Origin of the sequence: Frankia sp. AgPm24 (assembly GCF_023243055.1) — a bacterium.
Classification (GTDB): Bacteria; Actinomycetota; Actinomycetes; order Frankiales; family Frankiaceae; genus Frankia; species Frankia umida.
Genome location: NZ_JALKFW010000205.1, coordinates 43,842 through 68,835 on the forward strand (window position 1 = coordinate 43,842; position 24,994 = coordinate 68,835).

The 24,994-nt window shown below is 71.6% G+C and carries 18 protein-coding genes, 1 tRNA gene and 1 pseudogene; 12 read left to right on the forward strand and 8 right to left on the reverse strand.

Translation table 11 applies throughout. From position 1 onward, the window contains the following. The first annotated feature begins 38 nt into the window (after positions 1–38). Both MXD61_RS19630 and MXD61_RS19635 read left to right on the forward strand, forming a co-directional pair. On the forward strand, positions 39–1,385 hold the full coding sequence (locus tag MXD61_RS19630) for a M16 family metallopeptidase (RefSeq protein ID WP_374629222.1): 1,347 nt from the start codon (positions 39–41) through the stop codon (positions 1,383–1,385). A gap of 45 nt (positions 1,386–1,430) precedes the next feature. Then, positions 1,431–2,750 carry a pitrilysin family protein gene (locus MXD61_RS19635; RefSeq protein ID WP_248814937.1) on the forward strand — a complete coding sequence of 440 codons (1,320 nt, stop codon included), beginning with the start codon at positions 1,431–1,433 and terminating at the stop codon, positions 2,748–2,750. A 56-nt stretch (positions 2,751–2,806) separates the two neighbouring features. Here the strand turns inward: MXD61_RS19635 and MXD61_RS28150 are convergent, their stop codons facing one another. Next, positions 2,807–4,579 (reverse strand): ANTAR domain-containing protein, encoded by a 1,773-nt coding sequence (locus MXD61_RS28150; RefSeq protein ID WP_308222797.1) that lies wholly within the window; start codon positions 4,577–4,579, stop codon positions 2,807–2,809. 113 nt (positions 4,580–4,692) lie between these two features. After that, positions 4,693–4,932 carry a mycoredoxin gene (locus tag MXD61_RS28155; protein WP_163547188.1) on the reverse strand — a complete coding sequence of 80 codons (240 nt, stop codon included), beginning with the start codon at positions 4,930–4,932 and terminating at the stop codon, positions 4,693–4,695. Between the two features lie 94 nt (positions 4,933–5,026). On the opposite strand from MXD61_RS28155, the gene MXD61_RS19650 reads away from it, so the two are divergent. The 4 genes from MXD61_RS19650 to MXD61_RS19665 all read left to right on the forward strand — a co-directional run bounded on the left by MXD61_RS19650 (position 5,027) and on the right by MXD61_RS19665 (position 10,157). Further along, positions 5,027–7,357, forward strand: a complete 2,331-nt coding sequence (locus MXD61_RS19650) for an ATP-dependent DNA helicase UvrD2 (protein ID WP_248814938.1) — start codon at positions 5,027–5,029, stop codon at positions 7,355–7,357. A 157-nt stretch (positions 7,358–7,514) separates the two neighbouring features. Continuing rightward, positions 7,515–7,922, forward strand: coding sequence for a hypothetical protein (locus tag MXD61_RS19655; RefSeq protein ID WP_248814939.1), 408 nt, complete (start codon positions 7,515–7,517; stop codon positions 7,920–7,922). Between the two features lie 110 nt (positions 7,923–8,032). Then, positions 8,033–8,320: a WhiB family transcriptional regulator gene (locus MXD61_RS19660; RefSeq protein WP_276511361.1), complete on the forward strand. Its 288-nt coding sequence runs from the start codon at positions 8,033–8,035 to the stop codon at positions 8,318–8,320. A 166-nt stretch (positions 8,321–8,486) separates the two neighbouring features. Further along, complete coding sequence (locus MXD61_RS19665; protein WP_248814940.1) at positions 8,487–10,157, forward strand: alkaline phosphatase family protein; 1,671 nt, start codon at positions 8,487–8,489, stop codon at positions 10,155–10,157. Positions 10,158–10,191: 34 nt separating this feature from the next. Here the strand turns inward: MXD61_RS19665 and MXD61_RS19670 are convergent, their stop codons facing one another. From MXD61_RS19670 to MXD61_RS19680, 3 genes are all read right to left on the reverse strand, one after another. Then, positions 10,192–12,075: an AarF/ABC1/UbiB kinase family protein gene (locus MXD61_RS19670; RefSeq protein ID WP_248814941.1), complete on the reverse strand. Its 1,884-nt coding sequence runs from the start codon at positions 12,073–12,075 to the stop codon at positions 10,192–10,194. 60 nt (positions 12,076–12,135) lie between these two features. Further along, positions 12,136–13,536 (reverse strand): ThiF family adenylyltransferase, encoded by a 1,401-nt coding sequence (locus MXD61_RS19675; RefSeq protein WP_248814942.1) that lies wholly within the window; start codon positions 13,534–13,536, stop codon positions 12,136–12,138. Between the two features lie 182 nt (positions 13,537–13,718). Further along, positions 13,719–15,227 carry a zinc-dependent metalloprotease gene (locus MXD61_RS19680; RefSeq protein WP_248814943.1) on the reverse strand — a complete coding sequence of 503 codons (1,509 nt, stop codon included), beginning with the start codon at positions 15,225–15,227 and terminating at the stop codon, positions 13,719–13,721. 231 nt (positions 15,228–15,458) lie between these two features. Between MXD61_RS19680 and MXD61_RS19685 the strand changes: the two genes are divergently transcribed. The 3 genes from MXD61_RS19685 (at position 15,459) to MXD61_RS19695 (ending at position 17,824) form a co-directional block, all read left to right on the forward strand. Then, entirely contained in the window at positions 15,459–15,944 is a 486-nt protein-coding gene (locus tag MXD61_RS19685; protein ID WP_248814977.1) for a molybdenum cofactor biosynthesis protein MoaE, read from the forward strand. Between the two features lie 150 nt (positions 15,945–16,094). Beyond that, positions 16,095–16,658: a hypothetical protein gene (locus tag MXD61_RS19690; protein ID WP_248814944.1), complete on the forward strand. Its 564-nt coding sequence runs from the start codon at positions 16,095–16,097 to the stop codon at positions 16,656–16,658. A gap of 125 nt (positions 16,659–16,783) precedes the next feature. Continuing rightward, entirely contained in the window at positions 16,784–17,824 is a 1,041-nt protein-coding gene (locus tag MXD61_RS19695) for a PDZ domain-containing protein (RefSeq protein WP_248814945.1), read from the forward strand. A 21-nt stretch (positions 17,825–17,845) separates the two neighbouring features. Here the strand turns inward: MXD61_RS19695 and MXD61_RS19700 are convergent, their stop codons facing one another. Continuing rightward, positions 17,846–18,352 carry a PPA1309 family protein gene (locus MXD61_RS19700; protein ID WP_163547173.1) on the reverse strand — a complete coding sequence of 169 codons (507 nt, stop codon included), beginning with the start codon at positions 18,350–18,352 and terminating at the stop codon, positions 17,846–17,848. Between the two features lie 159 nt (positions 18,353–18,511). On the opposite strand from MXD61_RS19700, the gene MXD61_RS19705 reads away from it, so the two are divergent. Together MXD61_RS19705 and MXD61_RS19710 are read left to right on the forward strand one after the other, a co-directional pair. Further along, positions 18,512–21,574: a UPF0182 family protein gene (locus MXD61_RS19705; protein WP_248814946.1), complete on the forward strand. Its 3,063-nt coding sequence runs from the start codon at positions 18,512–18,514 to the stop codon at positions 21,572–21,574. A 175-nt stretch (positions 21,575–21,749) separates the two neighbouring features. Further along, positions 21,750–21,826: transfer RNA gene (locus tag MXD61_RS19710), tRNA-Met, on the forward strand. A gap of 270 nt (positions 21,827–22,096) precedes the next feature. Here the strand turns inward: MXD61_RS19710 and MXD61_RS19715 are convergent. Both MXD61_RS19715 and MXD61_RS19720 read right to left on the reverse strand, forming a co-directional pair. Then, complete coding sequence (locus MXD61_RS19715) at positions 22,097–22,369, reverse strand: hypothetical protein (RefSeq protein ID WP_248814947.1); 273 nt, start codon at positions 22,367–22,369, stop codon at positions 22,097–22,099. A 291-nt stretch (positions 22,370–22,660) separates the two neighbouring features. Next, positions 22,661–23,146 (reverse strand): annotated as a pseudogene (locus MXD61_RS19720) (Lrp/AsnC family transcriptional regulator); the annotation flags it as partial. 177 nt (positions 23,147–23,323) lie between these two features. On the opposite strand from MXD61_RS19720, the gene MXD61_RS19725 reads away from it, so the two are divergent. Beyond that, positions 23,324–24,793 carry an aspartate aminotransferase family protein gene (locus MXD61_RS19725; protein WP_248814949.1) on the forward strand — a complete coding sequence of 490 codons (1,470 nt, stop codon included), beginning with the start codon at positions 23,324–23,326 and terminating at the stop codon, positions 24,791–24,793. Positions 24,794–24,994 lie beyond the last annotated feature (201 nt).

A 24,994-nucleotide genomic window follows, 5' to 3' on the forward strand; every position in this document is an offset into this window, starting at 1 on the left:
GTTCCGCCGCGGTGAGGTCGGCCGTGGGGAGGCCGGCGGTGGTGCCGCCGACGGTGGTACGACCCCGCCAGGGTGCGGCTTCGCCGTCCTTTCCGGTGCCGAGCTATCCGATCGAGCGGGTGCGCCTGGGGAACGGGCTACGTGTTCTGTTCGCACCCGACCGGACGGCGCCGGTGGTGGCGGTGAGCGTCCACTATGACGTCGGCTTCAGGTCGGAGCCGCAGGGGCGCACCGGTTTCGCGCATCTGTTCGAGCATCTGATGTTCCAGGGCAGCGCGAACGTCGGCAAGGCGGAGCATCCCAAGCACGTCCAGGCCGCCGGTGGAATCTTCAACGGTTCCACCCATCCGGATCACACCGACTATTACGAGCTGTTGCCGTCCGGGGCGCTCGAACTCGCGCTGTTCCTCGAGGCCGACCGGATGCGCAGCCCCAAGATCACCCAGCAGAACCTCGAGAACCAGATCGCCGTGGTGCAGGAGGAGATCCGGGTCAACGTCCTGAACCGGCCGTACGGCGGATTTCCGTGGATCAGCCTGCCGCCGGTGGCGTTTGACACGTTTCCCAACGCGCACAACGGCTACGGCGATTTCACCGAGCTCGCCGCGGCCAGCCTCGACGATGCCGAGGACTTCTTCGACAAGTTCTACGCACCGGGCAACGCCGTGCTAACCGTCACCGGTGACTTCGATCCGGCGGAAGCGCTCACCTTCGTCGAGCGCTACTTCGGTGACATCCCCGCCCGCGCCGTGCCGGCGCCGGGCAGTTTCGCCGAGCCCGTGCGCTCGCAGGAGCGCCGCGAGCGGATCACCGACCGGCTCGCCCCCCGCGCCGCGCTCGCCGTCGGCTACCGGGTGCCCGATCCGATCGGCGACCTGACCGGTTTCCTCGCCTACTGCCTGCTCGCCGACGTGCTCAGCGACGGCGACGCCAGCCGGCTCGAGCGCCGACTCGTCCAACACGACCGTTCGGTGACCGGTGTGCGCGCCTCGCTCGGCACCTTCGGAAGCCCCTTCGAGCAGCGTGATCCCCTGCTGTTCACGCTGGAGGCCCGCCAGTCCGAGGACGCGACCGCCGACGGCGTGCTCGCCGCCGTGGACGAGGAACTCGGGCGCCTGGCACACGACGGCCTCGTCGTCGGCGAGCTGGAGCGGGTACAGGCCCGGGTCGTCTCGTCGCTGCTGCGCGAGGCCGACGACGCGCTGGGCCGGGCGATGTCGATCGCCGTGCACGAACTGCGCCGTGGCCGTCCGGAGCTCGTCAACGAGCTGCCTGCCGAGCTTGCCGCCGTCACCGCCGACGAGGTCACCGCCGCCGCCGCGAGCCTGCTGGACCAGGGCCGCTCGGTCCTCGAACTCGAAGCCGGCGCTGCCCCCACCGCCTGACCCGCCCAGTACCGCCTGACCAGCTGCCATGAGATCGGGAGAGCCGTGACATCCGTTCTTGTCCCCGAGGTGCGGCCGTCAGCGCCGGCGCGCCTACCCTCGGTCACGGACCGAACGCTGTCCAACGGGCTGCGGGTGCTCGTGGTCGAGCGCACCAGCGTGCCGCTCGTCGAGGTGCGGCTGCGGGTTCCGTTCGCCGGCACCGGCGCGCAGTTCCACGCCGGTGCGGAGGTGCTCGCGGAGACGCTGTTCACCGGGTCCGCCCGCCACGACCGCACGGGGCTCGCCATCGAGGTGCAGAGCCTGGGGGGCGCGCTGTCCACCGGAGTCGACAACGACCGGCTCGCCGTGGTCGGCTCCGCGCTCGCGTCGAACCTCGAGCCGCTGTTGCGGATCATGGCCGAGGTGCTGCTCGGCGCCACCTACCCGGACGACGAGGTCGCCGGCGAGCGGGAGCGGATCGTCGAGGACACCGCGGTCGCCCGCAGCCAGCCGGCGGTGATCGCCCGGGAGGCGCTGCTCGCCCGGATCTTCGGTGACCATCCGTATGCCACGGGCATCCCCGACCCGGCCGTGGTCGCCGCCGTGCGCGCGGACGACGTGCGGTCCCTGCACGCTCGCCGGGTGGTCCCGGCCGGCGCCATCCTCACCCTGGTCGGCGACATCGCCGCCGAACGGGCCTTCGCCGCGGTGACCTCGGCTCTCGGTGGCTGGGCGGGCGAGCTCTCGGCGCCGGCCCCGCCGCTGCCCGTGATCGAACCGGGTCCGATCCTGATCGTCGATCGGCCGGGTGCGGTGCAGACGAACATCCGCCTCGGTGGGGCCGCGTTGCCGCGGTCAGCACCCGGGGCGCCAGCCCAACGGCTCGCCAACACGATCTTCGGTGGCTACTTCAGCTCCCGGCTGGTCGACAACATCCGCGAGGACAAGGGCTACACCTACTCCCCGCGCAGCTCCATCGACCACTACCTGGCCGGATCCCGCCTGACGATCGCCGCGGACGTCGCCACCGAAGTCACCGGCCCGGCGCTGCTCGAACTCTGGTACGAACTCGGCCGGATCGCGCTGCTGGCGCCCAGCCAGCGGGAACTGGACGCGGCACGTCAGTACGCCGTCGGCACCCTGGCACTGGGCAGCGCCACCGCCGCGGGCCTTGCCTCCACCCTGTCGGCGCTGGCCGGCGCGGACCTCGGGGTCGAGTACCTGCGTGACCATCCGCGGGCCCTGGCCGAGGTCACCCTCGAGGACCTTCGGGCGGCGGCGGCTGACCTGCTGGCACCGACACGTCTGGTGACGGTCCTTGTCGGTGACCGCGAGCGGATCGCCCGCGCCGTGGGCGACCTGGCTCCGATCGCACCGGCCTGACGCCGCGCCCACCACCGCACGCCGCTGGCCGTGTCAGTGGCGCCCGCCGGTCCGCGTCAGTGACGTTCGGACGGGGACCTCGGCGGAGCCGGTCGAGGTGCGACCCCGGCCGCGCCGGACCCACCCGTGACCCCGGCGCTCCCGCCGGAAACGGCCCGATCCGGCCCGCGGGACGTCGCGGCGCCGGCCGGGCCAGCCGCGGGGGTGCCGCCTGACACGCCGCCCGGACCGCCGGCAGGTGCCCCCGGACCGCCGCTGCCAGTACCCCCCGGGCCACCGGTACCGCTTGGCCCGCTGGTACCGCCCGAGCCGCTGGTACCGCCCGGGCCGCCGGGATCGCCCGGGCTGCCAGGACCGCCGGCGTTGCCGCGTCCACCGAGTTCCCCGGGCAGGGCGACCCGTGGGTCACCGACCGAGTCGACGACCTGGCGGGCCAGGTCATGGACCCGGCGGCCCATGCCGCGGGCCGTGCGCCGCAGCCGTTCGAACGCCTCGCGTGGGCGAATCTGATTACGTTCCGCCAGCACCCCGATCGCCTGCTCGACGATCACGCGGGAGGCCAGCGCATGTTCAAGCTGGACGACGGACAGCCGTAGCTGCTCGATCTCACCGAGATCCCGCTCGGCGCGGCGTGGCCGCCCGGGCGGGGCGAGGTCCTCGGCGAGCAGGTCGGCCAGGACCATCGCGGACAGCAGATCGCCGACCGGCCGTACCTCCGGTCCCGGTCCTTCGACCACCCAGCCGGCCGAGGTCCGCCGCAGCCGCATGTCCGCCCCTGGGCGGCGGGCCGCGGCCGTCGTGGCCGCGGCCGTGGCAGCCGCGTTCGTCCCCCGTCCAGCACTCGACGAGCCGGCCGATCCGGCCGCAGCCGCCGGCTGGACCGGACGCGGCGGCGTGGTCCGAGCCGGCCCGCCGGGGCGCACCGCCCGCGCGATGGTCTGCGGCGTCGGCATCCGGCCCGGTCGTGGATGTGCGGCGCCGGCAACGGGTGCCCCCCGGCCGGCGGAGGTCGCAGTCCCGGCACCGGACGGCACACCCACCGCGGGCCCGCCGCCAGCCGTCGCCTCGGCGTGCGTCCGCTCGGCCTGCGGGACGTCAGTGTGCGGTTGCGGTGCGTCGACAGGCGGGGCTTCGGTATGCGGGACGTCAGCGTGCGGTTGCGGGACGTCCGCGGGTGGGGTGTCTGTAGGTGGGACGTCGGTGCGTGGGACGCCTGTGGGCGGGGCGACGGACCCGGGTGGGAGATCCGTGGTCAGGGACACCCGTGTGGGGGCCCCCGACTCGGCTGGATCGCCCGTTGGGGCCACCGCTACCGCGTCGGACAGGTCCGTGGCCGCCGCCGACATCGCGGCCACGGGGCCGTCGGCGTCGGACGCCGAGCCAACGGACACTGGTACGTGACCGGAGGCCGCCAGTTCGTCGGCGATCCCACGTACCTGGGCACGATTCTCTGTGGTCACAGGCACCTCGCCATGGTCCAGGCTGACGAGAACACCGAGCAGTCGGCCATCTGGACGCAGGACCGGCGTCGCGAGATAGCTGCGCACCCCCAACAGACGATGCTCCGCGGTGTCGGCCGCGGGATGCCCGGGACCAACCCCGGACGCCGCCGCGGGGGCACCGTCGAGCATGCGGGCGATGACACTGTCGGCACGGGGATAGTGGGTTCCCACCTCGAGACCGGCGAAGGATCCCGCCAGCCGGAGATAGCCCACGGTCGTCGCGGAAACCACGACGAAACAGGCTGTCTCCATCTGGCCGCGGGCATGAACCGCCCGTAGCGCGGCATCGACGGTGCTCCACGCCTGTTCTGAAGGTGCTGACGACACAGGCCGAACTCTCCCACAAACTTCACGGGCAGTGACGGACACCGTCCCACGTGCCGGCCGCGTGTGCGGTGGGAAGGTAAGAACTCCCGGGATGTCGTTGCTCTACGTATCCGTTATGCGGCAGAAGTGACCTTCTCGGTGACCTGGCGGATGCTCGGGTTCGTCATCACAGTGCCATCGGGAAAGAGCACAGTCGGCACGGTCGCGTTCCCGTTGTTCGCATCGCGGACACGTTGCTCTGCTGTCGGGTCGTTCTCGATATCCACGGTCTTGTACTCCACGCCGGCGCGGTCCAGTTGGCTCTTCAGTCGAACGCAGTAGCCGCACCAGGAAGTCGTGTAGATCGTGAGCACGAATGGCCTCCAAGTCACTGGGACACAACAGATGCTCCAACAGTGTGGCGGCGCCGTCCCTTCCCGCGCCAGACCGGTACTACCGTGTCGAGGGATGTCCGGACCCACCGCTCCGCCGCCCGCGCCCATCGCCACGCCCCGGGCGCCAGCCGCCGCCGCACCCGCCGGCCCACCCGGTGCGACGCCCGTCGCCGCGTCCCGTGAGATCGGCGCGGCGGGCCCGGCCGCCGGCCACGATCTGCTGGCCGCGCTGGATCCGGAGCAGCGGGCCGCCGCGGCCGCCCCGCTCGGCCCGGTCTGCATCCTGGCCGGGGCCGGTACGGGCAAGACGCGCACGATCACCCACAGAATCGCGCACATGGTCGCGGATCGCGGGGTTGCGCCCGATCAGATCCTCGCGGTCAGCTTCACCACCCGGGCCGCGGGTGAGCTGCGCGGCCGGCTGCGGGCGATGGGTGTGCCGGGGGTGCAGGCGCGGACGTTCCATTCGTCCGCACTGCGCCAGTTGCAGTACTTCTGGCCGACGGTGGCCGGCGGTCCGCTGCCCGGACTCGAGTCGAGCAAGATCCCGACGATGGCTCGGGCCGCGGCCCGGCTGGGCCTGCGCACCGACCGCACGGAACTGCGCGACCTGACCGCAGAGGTCGAATGGGCCAAGGTCTCGCTCGTCACACCCGAGGACTACGCGCGCCTGGCCGCGGCGGCGGGCCGCGAGACGACGATGACCGCCGCGACGATCGGTCGGCTCTACGGCGCCTACGAGGAGACCAAACGGGAGGCCGGGGTCCTCGACCTCGAGGATCTGCTGCTGCTCACCGCCGCCATGATCGAGGAGCACGGCTTCGTCGCGGGCGAGATCCGCTCCCGTTACCGGCACTTCGTCGTCGACGAGTACCAGGACGTCAACATGCTCCAGCAGCGGGTGCTCGACGCCTGGCTCGGTGACCGCGACAGCCTGTGTGTCGTCGGCGATCCCCATCAGACGATCTACTCGTTCGCCGGGGCCTCACCGCGTCACCTGCTCGAGTTCCCCCGCCGTCATCCGCAGGCGGCGGTGGTCCGGCTGGTGCGCGACTACCGGTCGACACCCCAGGTGGTGGCCCTGGCCAACCGGCTGGTGGGGGCGGGGCCCCGGGCCGCGCTCGTCGCCGCCGCGCCCGCCGGGCCCGCGCCGGTGTGGCTCGAGTGCGACACGGAGGCCGACGAGGCCACCGCCGTCACCAGTCGCATCCGGACCCTGCTCGCCCGTGGCCTGCCGGCCAGCCAGATCGCCGTGCTGTATCGGACGAACGCGCAGTCGGAGGCCTACGAGTCGGCCCTCGGCGCGGCCGGCATCGCCTGTCTGCTGCGCGGCGGGGAGAAGTTCTTCGCCCGGCCGGAGGTCCGCAAGGCGAGCGGACTGCTGCGGGCCGCCGTCCGCTCCGCCGACGCCGACCGTCCGCTCGGCCTCGCCGACGCCGTGGCGGACGTCCTCGGTGCGCTGCAGTGGTACCCGCACACCGCCGCCGTGGGCACCGGCGCCGAACGGGAGCGCTGGGAGAACCTCGCCGCGCTGCACCGGCTCGCCGAGGATCTCGCGGCCCGTGATCCCGCCGCCGGCCTCGGCGAGTTCGTCGACGAACTCGCCGATCGTGCCACCCACGAGCATCTGCCGACCGTCGAGGGGGTGACGCTGTCCACCCTGCACGCCGCGAAGGGCCTCGAATGGGACGCGGTCTTCCTCGTCGGCCTCACCGAGGGCACCCTGCCGCTGGTGCACGCCCGCTCCGCCGAGCAGGTCGAGGAGGAGCGCCGGCTGCTCTACGTCGGGATCACCCGTGCCCGCGCCCAGCTGGTCCTGTCATGGTCGCTGGCGCGCACCCAGGGAGCCAGCCGGGTCCGCCGCCCATCCCGTTTCCTGGACGAGCTACGCCCCGCACGCCGTGGCTCCGGTGGTACCGGTGGCTTCGGTGGTGCCGCTGGCTCGAGTGGCTCCCGGGGCGGCGGGGGAGCCACCGGACGGGACGCCTCGGCTGACCCGGGTGGGGAGCGGTCGCCGGGATCAGACGGGACGGGCGGGGTGCCCGGCTCCCGGGGACCCGGGGACGCGGCTCGGACCCGGACCAGGGGGCGTTCCGCGGTGCGTTGCCGGGTCTGCGGTCAGTCGCTGACCGGCGCGTCGGCGCGGGTCGGACGGTGCGCCCAGTGCCCCGGTGACGTGGATGCCGCGCTGTACGAACGCCTGCGGGTCTGGCGGGCCGCCACCGCGAAGGAGGCCCGCATGCCGGTGTTCGTCATCCTCACCGACGCGACCCTGCGCGCGATCGCCGAATGCCGCCCCGGCACGGTCGCCGAACTGGTCCGGATCCCCGGGATCGGCCAGGCCAAGCTCGACCGGTACGGCGCGGCGGTGCTCGCCCTGGTGGCCGACCGCGCCACGCCGTGAGCACGGCTCAACCCTTGTGGCGCAACGTGTCATACTCGTGACACAGAAAATACGTTGAGGTTCTCGCGAAGGCCTTCTACGGTTACACCGACGCCCCACAGACGCCGACTGGCTGCCATGCGCCACCGGCCCTCCGGAGAATCGAGGTGATCTCGCAATGGTGAACATTCTGGCGAACAGAGTGAGCAGCGAGGTCATCCGTCAGCAGGGCCCGCTGTCCGCGGCCTGCCTCCAGAGCACGGAGATCGGCGCTGGTCCGGCGCTCGCGCGCGCCCTCTATACCGCCCTGTCGACCATCGGCATGGCCGATGCCGGCGTGGCGGCGAGTGCCCGAGGTCGGGTTCTCGGCATGTCCATCACCCCCATGGTGTTGGCGGCCACATCAGGCGCGGCCCGGCCGAGCGCCACGGCTGTGTTCGCCGCCCAGCAGGCACCCGTCGCACCGCTGTCGGGCACTGCCGCGCTGCTCACGAAGCATCGCCAGGTCACCGGGAACACCGCTGGCCAGCTGCCCACGAACCGTCACCTCACATCGGGACACGTCCTCGATCCGCATCCGGAGTAAGCGCTCCGGAGCTGACACGAGAGCCGCGATCCCGATGGGGATCGCGGCTCTTTGTCGTTTCGCTTCCTTCCATCCGCTCGAAGCCCAACCGTGTCGGAGGTGACACCCCGGTGTTCGATCACATGATCGTCGCCCGGATCGAGCAGGATCGGCTCGTTCTGCCCTGCTGGGACGTCGATCCCGAAATGTTCTTCGCAGAGTCCCCGGCGGACGTGGAGACCGCGAAGGCCGTCTGCCACACCTGCCCGGTCCGGGCGGCCTGCCTGACCGCGGCCCTCGATCGGGGCGAGCCGTGGGGGGTGTGGGGTGGCGAGCTGGTGGTGACCGGCACCGTCGTCCCGCGCAAACGCCCCCGCGGCCGGCCACGCAAGGTCCGTCCCGAGGAGGTCGCGGCCTGAACGGGCCATCGCCTCGGCGGGTCGCGGCCTGAACATGGCCGCGGCTGCCAGCGGCCGCGGCCAAGCCACCTGGGTGCGGGCGGAACACCGAGCAGTCGGTGTTCCGCCCGCCGGTGTTGGCTGTGGATTTCCTCGCCTGACGGGGGCACCCGGATAGGGTTTCCCCGTGCCCAGTCGCGATCGCGTCTACCCGCTGTCGACCGGAGCCCCATCCACCCCCGAGTCGACGTCCCTGGCCGAACCATCGTCCCTGGCCGAACCATCGCTCGCGGCGGTGGGCGCCGGGCTCGCCGCCGAACCAGAACCCGACCGCGCCGTCGGGCCACGATCCCCTGGCGTCCCGGCGCACCGCGCGGCATCCCGCGCCGACGGGTCCGGCGAGCTGGGTCGGGCGGTCGCCGCACTCACCGCGCCGGAACTCGCCGCGATCGTCGACCTGGTCGCCTGGGTCGACGCGCCGTGGCTGTATGTCGCGAACGCGGCCGGGTCGGCCCGCGTGCCCACCGCCACACCGGACGGGCCCTGGGAGGTGCGCTCCGGGCGTGACCCGTTGGTCTCGCAGGATCCGCTGCACGGCGTGCCCCTGGCGAACGCCCTGGCCGACCCGTCCCCGCCGAACGAACGCAACGCCTATCCGTTCGCCGGCCGGCGGCTGCTGTCCGCGTTCGGCGACGCCACCCGCTCACCCGACCTGATCGTCGTGCACACCCCGGGCCACTACTGGCCGGAGCGCGGCGGTCATCTCGGTGAACACGGCTCGCTGGACGCCGGCCAGTCCCGCGCCCCCCTGCTGCTCTCCGGTGCGGGTGTGCGTGCGCGCGGCCTGCGTGAGGGCGTGGCCCGGGTCATCGACATCGCCCCGACCCTCGCCGTTCTCGCCTCGGCGAGCCTGCCCGGGGCCGAGGGTACGGCGCTGACCGACATCGTCACCGCCGGTGTCGCACGCCACGTCGTCGGTCTGCTGTGGGACGGCGCCAACTGCAACGATCTGCTGCATCTGGCCGGCACCGGCGTACTGCCGAACGTCGCCCGGCTGCTCGCCGAAGGCACAGCGCTGACAGGCGGTGCCATCGCCGAGTTCCCCAGCGTGACACTGACCAACCACACCTCCGCGCTCACCGGTGTCGGCCCCGGCCGTCACGGCATCCTGCACAACGTCTACTTCGACCGCGCCGTCGGCCGTCAGGTGATCGTCAACGACGTGAAGACCTGGCACGCGGCCTGTGAGCAGCTCCGCGACGGCGTCGAGACGCTCTTCGAGGCCGTGCTCCGGGCACGTCCGGCGGCGGTGACCGCCTGCGTGAACGAGCCGGTCGACCGGGGCGCGCACTACTCGACGTTCGGCCTGGTCCGCGCGGCCGGTTCCGCCAGCGGCGCTGGTGACATGGGCGACTACCTGCCCCCCGTCGAGGGCGATCCGCACAGCGACGCCGAATGGGCGAACCGGGATCCCGACTACGCGTGGTCCAGCCGGGTCGACGCGCTCGGCCTCACCCAGGTCCTGCAGCTGTGGGCCGCGGATGCGGTCGCGCCCGACGTCATGTGGTGGAACACCACCGTGACCGACACCGGCCACCACGGTGGCGGCCCCTATTCGCCCGAGTCCCGGGCCGCGCTGCGGGACGCGGACGCACGGCTGGGTGTCTTCCTCGATCTGCTGGCCGAGCGGGGCCTGCTGGCTGACACCGCGTTCCTGCTGACCGCCGACCACGGTTCGGAAGCCGCCGATCCGGACTGCCGCGGTGACTGGGGCGATGCCCTGCGGGCCGCCGGCGTGCGCTTCCGCGACGAAGGCTACGGCTTCATCTACCTCGGTGATCTTCCCTCCGGCGAGTAGCTTCGCCACCCCAGCATCGCCTCGCGGCCTCGAGCTACCGCCCGTTGTCGGGGTCGGGCCTGGGCGCTGGCACCACCTCGCTGGTGGCTGTCGGCTGATCGACCGCTTCGGCCCGGTCGCCTGCGCCGGTTCGGTCGGCTGGTCCGGGCTGATCTACCGGGCCGGGCTGATCGCTTGCCCTGTGCTGGTCGGTGATCTTCGTCTGGGCGGGTGGTCGTGACCTGGTGGCGGCTTTCGGCTTCGGCGCGCCGGCGGCGGTCGGCCTGCCGCTGGACGTCGGGCCATCGGTAGCGGACGACTCGGGGACCGCCGGATCGGTAGCGGCCGGCGCGGGGGCGGCTCGCGGTTTCGGGGTGGGCTTCGACCGGGTGGCCGCCCTGGTCCGGGCTGCCCGTCCGGTGCCGGTCGCGCCGGCTTTTCCCGTGGCGGGGGGCGTGGGCGTCTCGGCCAGGGTCGCTCGGCGCCGGCCACGGCGGGAACGGGGGGTCCCGAGGACGACCGGACCGGCGAGCGCGTGGATGACGCCCGCCTCCTCCCGGACCCGCAGGACGGGCAGGGGACGGTCGGGCCGGTTGGCATGCGCGGCGGCGCGGGCGGCCGGCGTGCCGGGCTCGGCGAAACCGGGCTGCCAGCGTGCCATCTCGGCGCGGAAGTCGCCGGTGCTGCCCAACTGGCAGAGCACACCGATGGCGCCGAGCGTCACGCGGTGGATGAGCAGGTACGACGGGGGGAGGTTGAGCTGGCGGCCGAGTTGGGCCGCGGCCGAACGCCAGTCGCCGATCCGGGTGGCCTCACCCCGCAGCCAGCTGCGGGTGAAGGTGAACTCGTCCGCGGCGATCGGGGCCAGCATCGGGGCCAGATAGTCGAGCAGATCCGCGGCTTCGATCTCGGCCGCCGCCGGGATGAAACCCTCCGCGCGCAGCCCGTCGGCGACCGCCGCCGAGTCCCCGGCCAGTGTCTGGCGGGCGAGGCGGCCCACCGGCTCGGGCAGCCCGCCGGGCAGGCGGTTGACCGCGCCGAAGTCGAGGACGCCCAGGCGCCCGTCCGCCAGCAGCCGGAAGTTGCCCGGATGCGGGTCGGCATGCAGCAACCCGGCCCGGGCCGGACACGAGTAGAGGAACCGGACCAGCAGCATCCCGGCCTGGTCCCGCTGTTCGGAGGTGCCCTCGCTGATGATGGTGGACAGTGGCGTTCCGTCGATCCACTCGCTGACGATCACCCGGTCGGCGCCGGCGATGGGACGGGGGACCGCGATGTCGGGGTCGCCGGCGTAGGCCTCGGCGAAGGCGGCCTGCCAGGCGGCCTCCAGCCGGTAGTCGAGTTCCTCGGCGACGCGGGCCTTGAGCTCCTCGATGAGGGGTTTGACGTCCAGGCCGGGAACGATCGAGCTGAACAGGCGGGCGGCCCGACCAAGCTGGGTCAGGTCGGCGAGCAGCGCGGGGCCGGCTCCCGGGTACTGCACCTTGACGGCGACCGGCCGGCCGTCCGCCCACACCGCCCGGTGGACCTGACCGATGCTCGCCGCCGCGACCGGCGTGTCGTCGAACTCGGCGAACAGCGACCGCCACTCGGGGCCCAGTTCCTCCTCGAGCACCCGCCGCATCACCGCGGTGGGTAGTGGCGGGGCCGCCTCCTGCAGTTTGGTCAGTGCCGCCCGGTAGGGCGCGGCCACCTCGTCGGGCAGCGCGGCCTCGAAGACGGACATCGCCTGGCCGAGTTTCATCGCGCCGCCCTTGAGCTCACCGAGCACGCGGAAGATCTGCGCGGCGGTGCGTTGCTGCAGCTCAGAGGCGACGACCTCGGCGGGGCGACCGCCCAGGCGTCGACCGGCGCCGATCGTGGCGCGGCCGGCGATCCCCAAGGGGAGCGCGGCCAGTTTCGCGGTGCGGACCACTGCCCGCCGCGGGATGTCGGACACAGCTCCATCGTGCCCCCTCCCGCCGTGTTACGGGAGGGTCGCGTGACGAACTGCTGGGTGTTATCCAGCTTCGGCTGGCCCAGCCTGGTGTGTCGGCGGGTCGCCGCGGCCGCCGGGACCGGGCGGGACCGTGCCCGCCCGGGGCACCCCCGGCGGCGCGGCCCGGGCGGCGCGACGGGCTGTCCGACAGGGACAGTTGGGGTGCACCGGCCAGCTGCGGCGGGCGACCTGCCAGCCGGGCACGGCGAACTCCAGAGATCCGTTCGCCGTTGCCGGCAGGGGGGTCTCGCCGCGCAGCACTATGGCTTTCGTCTCAGCGACGCGGTGCGCGGCCGAAGGCCGCCGCTCGGCGTGGCCGGGCCGGGGGAGGGGAGCGGACGCGTCGAGATAGTCCAGGGCCTGCATCGCGGCGAGCGCCGCGACCAGACTCGCGAGGGTCACGTCACAGGGGTCGTCGCCGCTGGTCCGCGGCCGGACCAGCTGGAAGGCGAGCCGCGGCCAGTCGGGATCCCGGTCGTGGCGGTGCAGATGCTGGCAGTGCAGGCAGGCCGTCACCGTGGGCACGACGAGCGGCCCGACGATCCCGCTGGTCTCACGCACCCCGGCCAGCAGATGGGCGTGACCGCGGTGTTCCAGGTCGAGCGCGAGATCCGGGGCGAGCAGCGGCGGGCCGATCGGGGCGAGCACCACCAGATCCGCTTCGAAGGCCGCGGGCACCGGTGGCCCGGAGTCACCGACCGCCGGCACCTGATCGGGCCGACCGGGCCGAGTGGGAGCGCGCGCGGGCCGGGACGGTGCCGCCGACGGCTGCTGCCCGGGGGAACCATGGCCGATCCGGGTCAGCGCCGCACCCGCCGCGAGAGCCCGGGAGCGGCCCACATCGGCCAGGCGCAGCCCACCGGGCGCGACGTCGGCGGCGGAAACCACCCCGGGATCATCGATCACGATGCGGCCGATGCCGGCCGCACCCAGCAGGGCGGCGATCTGCGCACCGACCCGCCCGGCTCCCTGGACCAGCACCTGGGCGGCCTGCCGGGCCCGCAGCACCGCCAGCGGGCGAGCCGGATCGGCCCAGCGCAGGGACAACGCGGCCAGATCCGGAAGCAGCCGGGCTCGTTCGGCCCGGGCGGCGACGGCCGGCTCCACGGCGCTGCCCGGTACCCCCAGGGCCTCAGCGAGCCGTGCGGCCGCCTGTGGGTCGGGAGCCGCCAGCGACGACGTGAGGGTCGCGTCGGTCAGCATGCCGGCCTCGGCGAGCAGATCAAGCAGATCCTGACCGGCCGGGCCGCCGTCGGCACGCACCTGCTCCCAGGTGCGGCGGCCGTCGAGCGTGTCGAGCAGGGCCGTGTGCGCCGGCTGGAGACCGGTGACGACCACGGCCCGAGTCGGATCGATGCCGAGCTGCAAGGTCGAGCCGTTGTGCCAGAGCCGACGTAGGCCAGGCTTGAGGATCGGGCGCATGGATCCCCCGCGGGTCCACCGGCGGCCGCGGCCGCCGGACACAGTTCGGAATCCGGCCCGTGGGCCGGGAGGACCACCGTGTCACGCGGATCCGGTCCCGGGCGAGATCCCGCCGACCGCTGTGGACGAGCGATCCGAGCCTGTGGACAACCGCCGGCCCGTCCGGACGAACGGACGAGCGATCAGCCGGTGCCGTCCGGCCGATCGCCATCCGGACCCTGCGCACTCGGGCCTTCGTCCCCCGCGTCCGTGCCATCGGTGGTCGTGCCATCCGTGGTCGTGGCGTCCGGGCCGTCACCAGCCGGGCCGGTGCCGCTCGGTCCCCGACCAGCCGAACCCTTGCTGAGGCCGCTTTCAGCCGGTGGCGTGTCGCGCAGCTTCTCGATCTCGGCGATGGGGTCGTCGAGCACACCGGAACTCGTCGTGTGCACGAAACCGTCGGGTGAACCCAGATCGTCCGAGGTGGGCAGCAGGTCCGGATGCTCCCAGACCGCGTCGCGCCCGTCCCGGCCACGAGCCTGCGCCAACGCCGCCCACAGGGCCGCCGCCTCCCGCAGCTTGCGGGGCCGAAGCGACAGCCCGACCAGCGTCGCGAAGGTCTGCTCGCCCGGGCCTCCCTCGGCCCGGCGGCGGCGGACCATCTCCCGCAACGCGGCCGATCCCGGCAGATGCCCGGTCGCCGCGGCATCGGTGACATGGTCGACCCAGCCCTCGATCAGCGCGAGGATGAGCTCGAGGCGGGCGAGCGCCGCCTGCTGCTCGGGTGTGGTCGCGTCGTTGAACACGTCCTCCCCGAGGGCCTCGGACAGCCGCTCGGGGTTCATCAGCGCACTCGGATCGACCATCCGCATCACCCGGCCGACGGCCTCGGTGTCGACCGCGATACCGCGGGCGTACTCCTCGACCGCGCCCAGGACGTGCGCCCGCAGCCACGGCACATGCGCGAACAGCCGACTGGAGGCCGACTCCCGCAGCGCCAGGTAGATGCGCACCTCGTCCGCCGGGATCTCCAGGCCAGCGCCGAAGTCGGCGACACCGGCGGGTACGAGGGCGGCCATCCCGGCCGGCCCCAGCGGCAGTCCCACCTCTGTGGACGAGACGACCTCGGCGGCCAGCGTCCCGATCGCCTGGCCGACCTGCGCGCCGAACAGCATGCCGCCGACCTGGTTCATCATGCTCATGACCGGTCCACCGGCGCCCATCAGCGCACTGAGATCGACCCCCGGTGGCAGCGCGCCGCGCAGCTCCTCGGGCAGCTCGATGCCGCCCCCGCCCAGCTGGCTCAGCCCACTGGAGATGCCGGTCCGCATCGCCTCGACGACCTTGGTCGCGATCGGATCACACAGGGTGCGCCACACCGGCAGGGTCTTCTCGACCCATTCCACCCGCGACCAGCCGGCCGCGCTCGTGGCCCCGGAGGGCAGTGCGGTGACCGGGTCGAGCCAGACATCGGCGATCCGCAGCGCCTCCGAGACCTGATGCTGTTCGCCGACGGGGACGACGGAGGCACCGTCACCCAGTGAGCGGACCGCGATCTGGCGCGCCAGCTCCCAGTTGACCGGGCCGCCCTGCCAGGACAGCAGCCGTTCCAGCTCGGCGAAGAACGGCGCTCCACTGCCGAAGGGGGAGCGGGGCTCCTCGCCGCCACCACCACCGGTGGGGCCGAAGCCGAACGGAAGGTCGCCACTCATCGGACGTGGCCTGATCGGGAAGCGAGACGTCGCGTGTGCGGTTCGGGCATGAACCCACGGTAATGCGTTTTCTGCCGGCTGGGCGGAACGGCCGCCGCGAGGCACGGTTAGGGTCGAGATGTGGAGCCGACCAGCGTTGCGACAACGGACGGACCCGACGACACCGCCCCCGCGGCCGATCCCACCGGCGCGACCGACAGCGGATCCACCGCCGACGGCGCCCCCACCCTCATGACCTTCTCGCCCACCGGCGACGCGGCTGCTGGCGGTGCCGGGGGCGGGCCGGTGGGCAACCCCGCTCGGGTCACCCTGGCCGAGGTCCGTGACGCTACGTTGTCGATCGACGAGTGCGTCTCGGCCGTGCTGCTGCCCGAAGTTGGCGGGATCGCGCTGTTCGTGGGCGTGGTAAGGGATAACGATCACGGCCGCCCGGTGACCGACCTTGCTTACGAGGCGCATCCGCGAGCGGAGGTGGAGCTGGCGCGGGTCGCGGCGGACGTCGCGGCGCGGGCGGGGGCCCACGCGGTCGCGGTGACCCACCGAACCGGGCACCTCCAGGTGGGGGACGTCGCGGTCGTGGTGGCCGTGGGCGCGGCCCATCGCGGCGAGGCATTTGCCGCCTGTCGTCGTCTGATCGATGACATCAAGTCGCAGGTTCCCATTTGGAAACACCAGATTTTTGCCGATGGCACGGTGGAATGGGTAGGCGCCTGCTGAGCGGGGCATCTACGATAGAAATTAGTCACCTTCTTGTTCGTCTCGACGTCGAGGCTTCCCATGTGGTTCCTGCTGATCCCCCCTGTCGCCCTCGTCGTGGCGCTCGTGTGGGTTGCCATGCGTAGCCGACCCGACCGTTCCTCCGAAGCCATGATCACTATTGCGGGCTACCGGCGCAGCATGGCCGCGCTCGCCCGCCCGATTCCCCCCGCGTCCTCCACCTCCGACCGTCGTGGTGCGGTGGACGGCGACGCCTTCCCGTTCGCACCGGAGGGCGGTGCCCGCTCCTGCCGGCCCGATCCCGACGAACGCATCCCGCACTCGCGGGACGGCTACGGTCCCGGTCCAGATGACCGGTTCTGGTCGGATCGTGACTGGTCCGAGTTCGGCTGGTCCGATCGGGACTGGTCGGCTGGTGACTGGTCCGACCACGGCCTGGCGGATCCCGATCCGCGCGATCATCGCCTGGGTGATGTCGACCTGCCCGACCGAGATCCGCGCGGGCGAGGTGGGTACGACACCAGCCTGCCGGCCCGATTCAACGACGACCCGTTCGACGTCGACTCCCTCGATGTCGACTCCCTCGATATCGATCCCCTCGATGTCGACTCCCTCGACGTCGACGACACCTGTCTGCTGAGCCCGGTCACCGGGCCGATCGTCCTCGACGATCTGCAGAAGCGGTCGCGGCCTCGCCCGGAGGGCTCCGAGTAGGGCCCCTCGGCCCGCACGTCGGCGCCCGTCGCATCTCGTTGCGGCGGGCGCCGTCTCGTATGCCCAGCGGGTGCCGGCGGTGGACGGCTGGTCCCGCGGCGCGGGTGGGTACATAGACTGCGGGAATGGTCCGGCGCACCCAAACACTGGTGGTCACCTCGGTTTTGGCGCTGGTGTTGCTGGTGGTCGGCCTGTGGCTGCCGGTCCCCTTCGTCACACTCGCACCCGGGCCGGTGACCGACACCCTCGGCGCGGTGGACGGCACGCGGCTGATCACCATCGAGGGGCGCCGCACCTACCCGACGTCCGGTCGGCTGGAACTGACCACCGTCGAGGAGACGCCCCGGCTCAACCTGGTCAGTGCCCTGCATGACTGGCTCGACTCCGACCAGGCGGTGGTGCCCACCGAGCTGATCCGGCCCCGCGGCTCCTCCGAGCAGCAGGTCCAGCAGGAGAACACCCAGGCCATGCTGGACTCCCAGGACCAGGCGACCGCCGCGGCCCTCGCGCAGCTGAAGATCGAACCCACCGGCGCGGCGGTCACGGTCGGTTCCGTACCGGACGGCTCCCCGGCGGCCGACAAACTCGCCGCCGCCGACGTGCTCATCAAGGTCAACGGGGTCTCGGTGACCAGTCAGGAGCAGCTGCGCACCGAGATCGGCAAGGTCCGTCCCGGAGCATCGGTGACCATCAGTTATCGCCGTGCCGGCAAGGACGAGTCCACGACGATCGTCACCCGGCCGTCGCCCGACGATCCGAACCGCGCCATCATCGGCGTCACGACCAGCCTCAAGAACACCTATCCGTTGACGGTCAGCATCCGCCTGTCGGACGTGGGTGGTCCCAGCGCCGGTCTGATGTTCGCGATGGGCATCGTGGATCTGCTCACACCCGGCGAGCTCACCGGCGGCAAGATCATCGCGGGTACCGGGACCATCGACGAGAAGGGTGTGGTCGGCCCGATCGGCGGTATCCAGCAGAAGGTCCTCGGCGCCCGGGAGTCCGGTGCGACGATCTTCCTCGTGCCGGCGGCCAACTGTACGGACGCCAAGGCCGTCGAGCGGGGCAAGGCACCCCGCCTGGTCAGGGTGAACACCCTGGCCGACGCCCTGAGCTCGGTCGAGGCCCTGCGGACCAACCCGGCCGCGACCGTCCCGTCCTGCTGAGCGGACGGGACGGCCAGGCGTTCACTGGAAGGTCGCGAGCAGCCCGTCGATCAGGTTGTCGGCGAGGTCAGGATCGACCACGAGTTCGTCGTCGCCCCGTACCCGCAGGCAGGAGGCGTGCAGCCCGCTGCGGGTCACCCCGACGGCGAGCCGGACGTCCTGGCGTTCGGGATGGTTGGCGGCCCAGTACTCGATCTCCTCGTCGGAGTACGGCGCCTCCTGCTCGGCGCTGGGCGGCAGGACGACCAGTTCGGTGACCAGAACGCAGCCCAGCACCTCCGGGGGCCATCCGATGCCCGCCAGCACCTCGTCGAGACGGCCCACCGGCAGCGGCTCCTGTTCGACCGGAGTCAGCGACCCGGGCGGCGAGTCGCCGATGTGGGGGGCCAGGGCTGGTTCGCGGGCCAGCAGGTCACCGGTGTCCGCGAGGGCGTAGACCTGGCTGGGTTGGTCCCATCCCGAGTCGGCGACGTGTCGCTCGACCTCGAGTACGACGGAGGTCAACTCCGTGATGTTCGGGCTGCTCACCGACCCATCCTCTCCGATCTGCCCGCAGCCGCTGGCGTAGGTTGCGGTACAGGGTGCTTCACGCTCCGTCCGACGTGTCGGACAGAGGCCGTACCACCTGACGACGACGACGTACGAACAACGACCGCGGGCCGACCGCCCTGACCGCACGGAGGAACTGTGGCCTCGACCAGCCCCCGCCCGGTGCTGACCCGCGCCAAGGTGATTGTCCCGGTGGCGCTGGTCCTGGCCGTGCTGATCGCGTTCGTCACGGTCTTCACGCGGTTCTACACCGATCTGCTGTTCTACCGCTCGGTGAACTTCAGCAAGGTCTTCACCACCGTCATCTACACCCGGATTCTGTTGTTCGTGCTCTTCGGTGTGGTGATGGCCGTTGTGATCGGGACCAACATCGTACTGGCCTACAGGCTGCGCCCCCCGGTGCGGCCGCTGTCGACCGAACAGCAGAACCTCGAGCGGTACCGCTCGGCCGTCGAGCCGTACATGAAGCTGGCCCTGGTCGCGGTGGCGGCGCTGTTCGGCCTGGCCGCGGGACTGTCCGCGTCCGGGCACTGGCGCACCTGGCTGCTGTGGGTGAACGGCGTGAAGTTCGGCGAGACCGACCCGCAGTTCCACCGGGACATCAGCTACTACACCTTCACCTACCCGTTCCAGCGGTTCCTGCTGGGCTTCCTGCTGACCGCGGTCCTGCTCTCGCTGCTGGTGACGATCCTGACGCACTACCTGTTCGGGGGAATCCAGCTGCAGACGCCCCGGGAGCGGGTGACACCGGCCGCCAAGGCGCACATCTCGGTCCTGCTGGGGCTGGTGGCGTTGCTCAAGGCCTGGGCCTACTGGCTGGACCGGTTCGGCTCGGTGTTCTCCTCCCGCGGCGTGGCCACCGGAGCGTCGTACACCGACGTGCACGCGGTGCTGCCGGCCAAGCTCATCCTGCTGTTCATCTCGCTGGCCTGCGCGGTGCTGTTCATCTACAACATCTTCCAGCGCGGCTGGACGCTGCCGCTGGTCGGCGTCGGCATCCTGGCACTGTCCTCGGCGGTGATCGGCGGCATCTACCCGACCTTCGTCCAGCAGTTCCAGGTCCGGCCGAACGAGGCCACCCGGGAGACGCCCTACATCGAACGCAACATCACCGCGACCCGGGACGCCTACGGCATCGACAAGGTGCGCTCCGAACCGTACGCGGCCCGCACCGACGTCACCGCCGCCAAGGTCGCCGCCGACACCGGCACGATCCCGAACACCCGGCTGCTCGACCCGAGCAAGGTGTCCCGCACGTTCCAGCAGCTCCAGCAGATCCGCGGCTACTACACCTTCCCGAAGACCCTGGACGTCGACCGTTACACCGTCCGCGGCGACGACGGCAAGGATGTCACCGGTGACTACGTCGTCTCCGTCCGGGAACTGAACCAGGCCGGTCTCGGCACCGAACAGCGCAACTGGATCAACGACCATCTGACCTACACCCACGGCAAGGGTTTCGTCGCCGCGCCGTCGACCACCGTCGACAACGGCCGGCCCGCCTTCGAGCAGGGTGAGCGCAACCTGCCCCAGGAAGGCGACTTCGGCGTCACCCAGGACCGGATCTACTTCGGCGAGATGTCACCGAAGTACTCGGTCGTCGGCACCCGCCAGGTGGAGATCGACGGTCCCGGCCCCGGCAACACCCAGGCGACGACGACCTACAACGGTGACGGCGGAGTCTCCATCGGCTCCACCTTCCGCCAGGGGCTGTTCGCCCTGCGGTTCGGTGAGAAGAACCTGCTGCTCTCCGGGGACATCACCAGGAACTCGCGCATCCTCTACGAGCGCAACCCGCGCGACCGGGTCAGCAAGGCCGCGCCCTGGCTCACCCTGGACGGCGACCCCTACCCGGCCGTCGTCAACGGCAAGATCACCTGGATCCTCGACGGTTACACCACCTCGGACGGCTACCCGTACTCGGCCCGACGCACCCTCGGCGACGTCACCGCGGACGCGGTCACCGCGCAGAGCGGCAACCGCGCGCAGCAGCCCCCGGACCAGGTCAACTACATCCGCAACTCGGTGAAGGCCACCGTCGACGCCTACGACGGCACCGTCACGCTGTACGCCTGGGACGAGAAGGACCCGGTGCTGCGCACCTGGATGAAGGCGTTCCCCGACACGGTGCAGCCGAAGAAGGCCATCTCCCCGTCGCTGATGGAGCACCTGCGCTACCCCGAGGACCTCTTCAAGGTGCAGCGCGACCTGATCGGCCAGTACCACGTCGCCGACACGCCCGGTCGCACCCCCGCCCAGGTCGCCCAGGACTTCTACTCCCAGGTGGACTTCTGGCAGGTCTCCGACTCACCGGACGGCAGCGACCAGCCGCAGCCCCCGTTCTACGTCTACAGCCAGCTCCCCGGACGGACGAAGCCGACCTACAACCTCACCTCCCCCCTGATCTCGGCGCGCTCCTCCAAACTCGCCGCCTACATGGCCGTCTCCAGCGATCCCGGTACCTACGGCCAGTTCACCCTGCTCAAGCTCCCCTCCGGGGACACCATCAGCGGCCCCGTGCAGGTGCAGAGCGCCATCGAGTCCAACGCCGACGTCGTCAACAAGCTCACCCTGTGGCGTGGCGCCGGCTCCCAGACCATCGAGGGCAACCTGCTGACCCTGCCCGTCGCCGGTGGTCTGCTCTACGTCGAGCCGTACTACGTCCAGGCCCGCGGCAGTACCGGCTACCCGACGTTGCAGGGGGTCGCCGCCGCGTACGGCGAACGCATCGGTTTCGGCACCTCCCTGGGCGAGGCCCTCGACAAGGTCTTCGGATCCGGGGCGGGCGCCGCCGCCGCCGGAGCCGGCTCCGGCGCCGACAGCGTCACCAACGGTGATCAGGACGGCGCCGGCGCCGATGGCGCGGGTTCGGGTGCCACCGGTGGTTCAGCCGCCGGCGGTGGCACCGCACTGCAGGACGCGATCAACGATGCCGACCGCGCCTACCAGTCGGGCCAGACCGCCCTGGGCAAGAACCCACCCGACTTCACCGCCTACGGCCAGTCCCAGTCCGACCTCGCGGCCGCTCTCGCCCGTCTGCGCACCCTCGCCCCGCCCGCGTCCACCCCGCCGGTCTCCCCGTCACCGTCCCCCACCGCACGCTCCCCCTCCGCCTCCGTCTCTGCCGCCCCACCCCGCCCCTCCAGCCAGCCCGCTGCCGCTCCCACACCCACCAGCGCCCTCACCGCCGAGAGCGGCTAACCCGATCCCCGTCGAGCTCCGACGGTCTCGCCCTCCACAGGACGAGACCGTCCAGGGCGGCGAGTGGTCACGGTCCTGGATGGGCGAGGGAAGATCGATACGAGAAAACTCGAGCTTGGTACGCCATCGATTTGACACCCCCCGGTGGCGAACATGTATGGTGAACTCACACCGACGCGGGGTGGAGCAGCTCGGTAGCTCGCTGGGCTCATAACCCAGAGGTCGCAGGTTCAAATCCTGCCCCCGCTACCACCGAAATAAGACCCGGATGAGAATCCGGGTCTTATTTTATTTTCTGGGTGGAGACGGCCGCGGGCCGCCAGCCGTCGGCTCTGTGGATGGGGTCGGTGCGGGAAGGTCGCGGTTCGTACGCGCACCACGTTCGGGCGCGTGGCCAGGGCATGCCGATGGCTGGCGGGAGCCCGCGGCTCGGGAGGTGGTCGGTCGTCCTGCGGGCCGCAGGACGACCGACCTGGCCGCCGGTGCGGCCGCTCGGCCGCAGGGCGGCCGGCAACGTGCCGGTCAGCGGGGGTGAGCCTGGGGGCGGGGAGCGCGCCAGGGTGAGGATGGTTGGACGGCTTCGGCGGCGCGGACGAGGGACTGGGCGAGGCTGCGAGCCTCGTCAGGGCCCAGGTAGGCGGCGGCAAGGGTGTCCAGCATGGGAGCGTCGACCCGGAGCAGGATCACGGCGGTGCTGCCGGCGGCGGCCGGCGGCTCGGGCCGCACGGTGATCTCGGCCTGGCCGATGCGGGTCGTCAGAATGCCGTCCTGCGGGTCATGGTGGACCAGCGCCATGGTTACCCCATTTTGTCCGAACCGGAGCCAGTGGGATTCCACTGTGCCTGTTTGACTCCTGTTGACGCTTTGTCGTTGCCTTGATGTGGTGTCCTTTGTGTGACTCCGCTGCCCGTTCAAGGGTGGCAGGCCGTCCGTTCCCGCCGGATGGCGGTCTCACCCGCCGTCGCGCTGGTGTTCCCGCCCGCGATCGGGGTTCTCGTCGCGGCCGGGCTGGTGGTCGCGGCCGGGGTGGTGGTCGCTGAGAGGGGAACGTGCGGGGTCGACCGGGGCGCGGCTGGCGGTGTGCGTGCCCCAGGTGTAGGTCTGCTTCACCAGGCGGAGGTAGACGAAGGTCTCGGTGGCGATGACCTGCGGCATGGCCCGGATGCTGCTGTTGATCGCGTCCAGCAGATGCTCGTCGTCCTCGGCGACGAGCTCGACCAGCAGGTCGAACGAGCCGGCGGTGAGGACCACGTAGTCGACCTCGGGCAGCTCGGCGATCTGCTCGGCGGCGACCCGGGCGTCGCCACTGACCCGGACCCCGACCATCGCCTCGCGGTGGAAGCCGACCTGCAGCGGATCGGTGACCGCCACGATCTGCATCACCCCGGCCTCCAGCAGCCGCTGGACGCGCTGGCGTACGGCGGCCTCGGACAGGCCGACGACACCGGCCATGGCCGCGTAGGAGCGCCGCCCGTCGGCCTGTAGCTGCTCGATGATGGCCCGATTGACGTCGTCCAGCAGCCCGTCCGAGCCGGACCGCTGGCCAGGGGCCCGTCGCGCCCGCACCGGCATCCTCCTTGGCTCCCGCATCTGCCGTCATCGTATGGCTACCGACGAGTCCATGGGGATGCGATTCCAAAATCCGACTTTCCCGACGGATTCCATCGTTGATTCGGGATGCGGGCTACGCTTTCAGTGGTCAAGCTAACTGTCGGAGCGGTGGGTCGGCTTCGTGAGGGGGCGTGGACGATGGCAGAGACGATCGTGCCCGGGCGGTGGTCGGGGCGCACGGCGGGGGAAGCGGATCGCGACGGGCAGCCGCGGCGAAAGCAGGGGCGGCGGGAGGTGGGGGCGCTGCGAGCTCGGGCCGAGGAACTCACCGAGCGTGAGGAGGCCCGGTTGCGAGCCGGCACACCCGGCTCGCGGCGGATGCACGAGCGGGCGGTGCGGTCGATGACGTCCGGGGTGCCGTCGTCCTACCAGGTCCGTGATCCGTGGCCGATCTACCTCACCCATGGGGTCGGTTCGCGGGTGTGGGACGTGGACGGTACGGAGTACGCCGACTTCCACAACGGCTACGGATCGATGGTCCAGGGGCACGCCCATCCGGCGATCGTGCGGGCAGTCCGTGATCGGATCGGTCTGGGCAGCCACTTCGCGATGCCGACGGAGGACTCCATCGTGGTCAGCGAGGAGCTGGCTCGCCGGTTCGGGCTGCCGCAGTGGCGTTATGTGAACTCGGGCTCCGAAGCGACGATGGATGCCATCCGGATCGCCCGTGGCGTCACCGGCCGCGACACCATCATCAAGATCTTTGGTTCCTACCACGGTCATCACGACTACGTGATGGTGTCCATCGGAACGCCGTACGCCGACATCGGCCCGGCCGAGCACATGAACTCCCTCGGCTACGGGGCGGGCATCCCGCAGGCGGTCATCGACCTCACGGTCCCGGTGCCGTTCAACGACGCGTCCTCGATGGAACGCCGCATCGAGGAACTGGAGTCCGAGGGGCGACTACCAGCCTGTGTGATCATGGAAGCGGCGATGATGAACCTCGGGGTGGTGCTGCCCGAGCCGGGCTATCTGCAGGCGGTCCGGGAGATCACGGCCAGGCACGGCATCGTGCTGATCTTCGACGAGGTCAAGACGGGACTGTGCGTCGCCCCGGGCGGTGCGACGCAGCGTTTCGGGGTCCGCCCGGACATGGTGACGCTGGCCAAGGCGCTCGGCGGCGGGCTGCCGTCCGGGGCCATCGGCGCCACCGCGGAGATCATGGAAGTGGTCGCGTCCGACCGGGTGAAGCAGGTGGGCACGTTCAACGGCAACCCGCTGAGCATGGCCGCCGCACGGGCGAGCCTGCTGGAGGTGCTGACCCCCGCCGCCTACGATCATCTTGATCGTCTCAACGACCGTCTGATCGGTGGCTGCGACACCATTCTCACCCGGTACGGCATTCCTGGCTACACGGTCGGCATCAGTTCCAAGGGCTGCGTGAACATCACGGACGCGCCGATCCGCGACTACACGTCCTTCATGGCGCACCAGGTGGCGGAGCTACCTGATCTCGCCTGGCTCTACCACGCCAACCGCGGTGTGCTGATGGCGCCGGGGCGCGAGGAGGAGTGGACCCTGTCGGTGCAGCACACCGACGCCGATGTCGACCGCTACCTGGACGGACTCGACCAGCTCGCCCAGGACCTCGTCGCCGCCGGCTGAACGCCACCAGAGGCGCCCGTCCGCGTACGCGGGCGCCTGACCAATCGACGGTGCTGACCAATCCACGGTGCTGACCAACCGACGGTGCTGACCGAGCGAGGGAGAAGACATGGACGCGATCCTGGCCAACCTGATCAACGGGGTCGGGGGGGGGGGGGGGGGGGGGCGCCGCCCCCCCCCCCCCCGCCGCGCCCGCGGCGG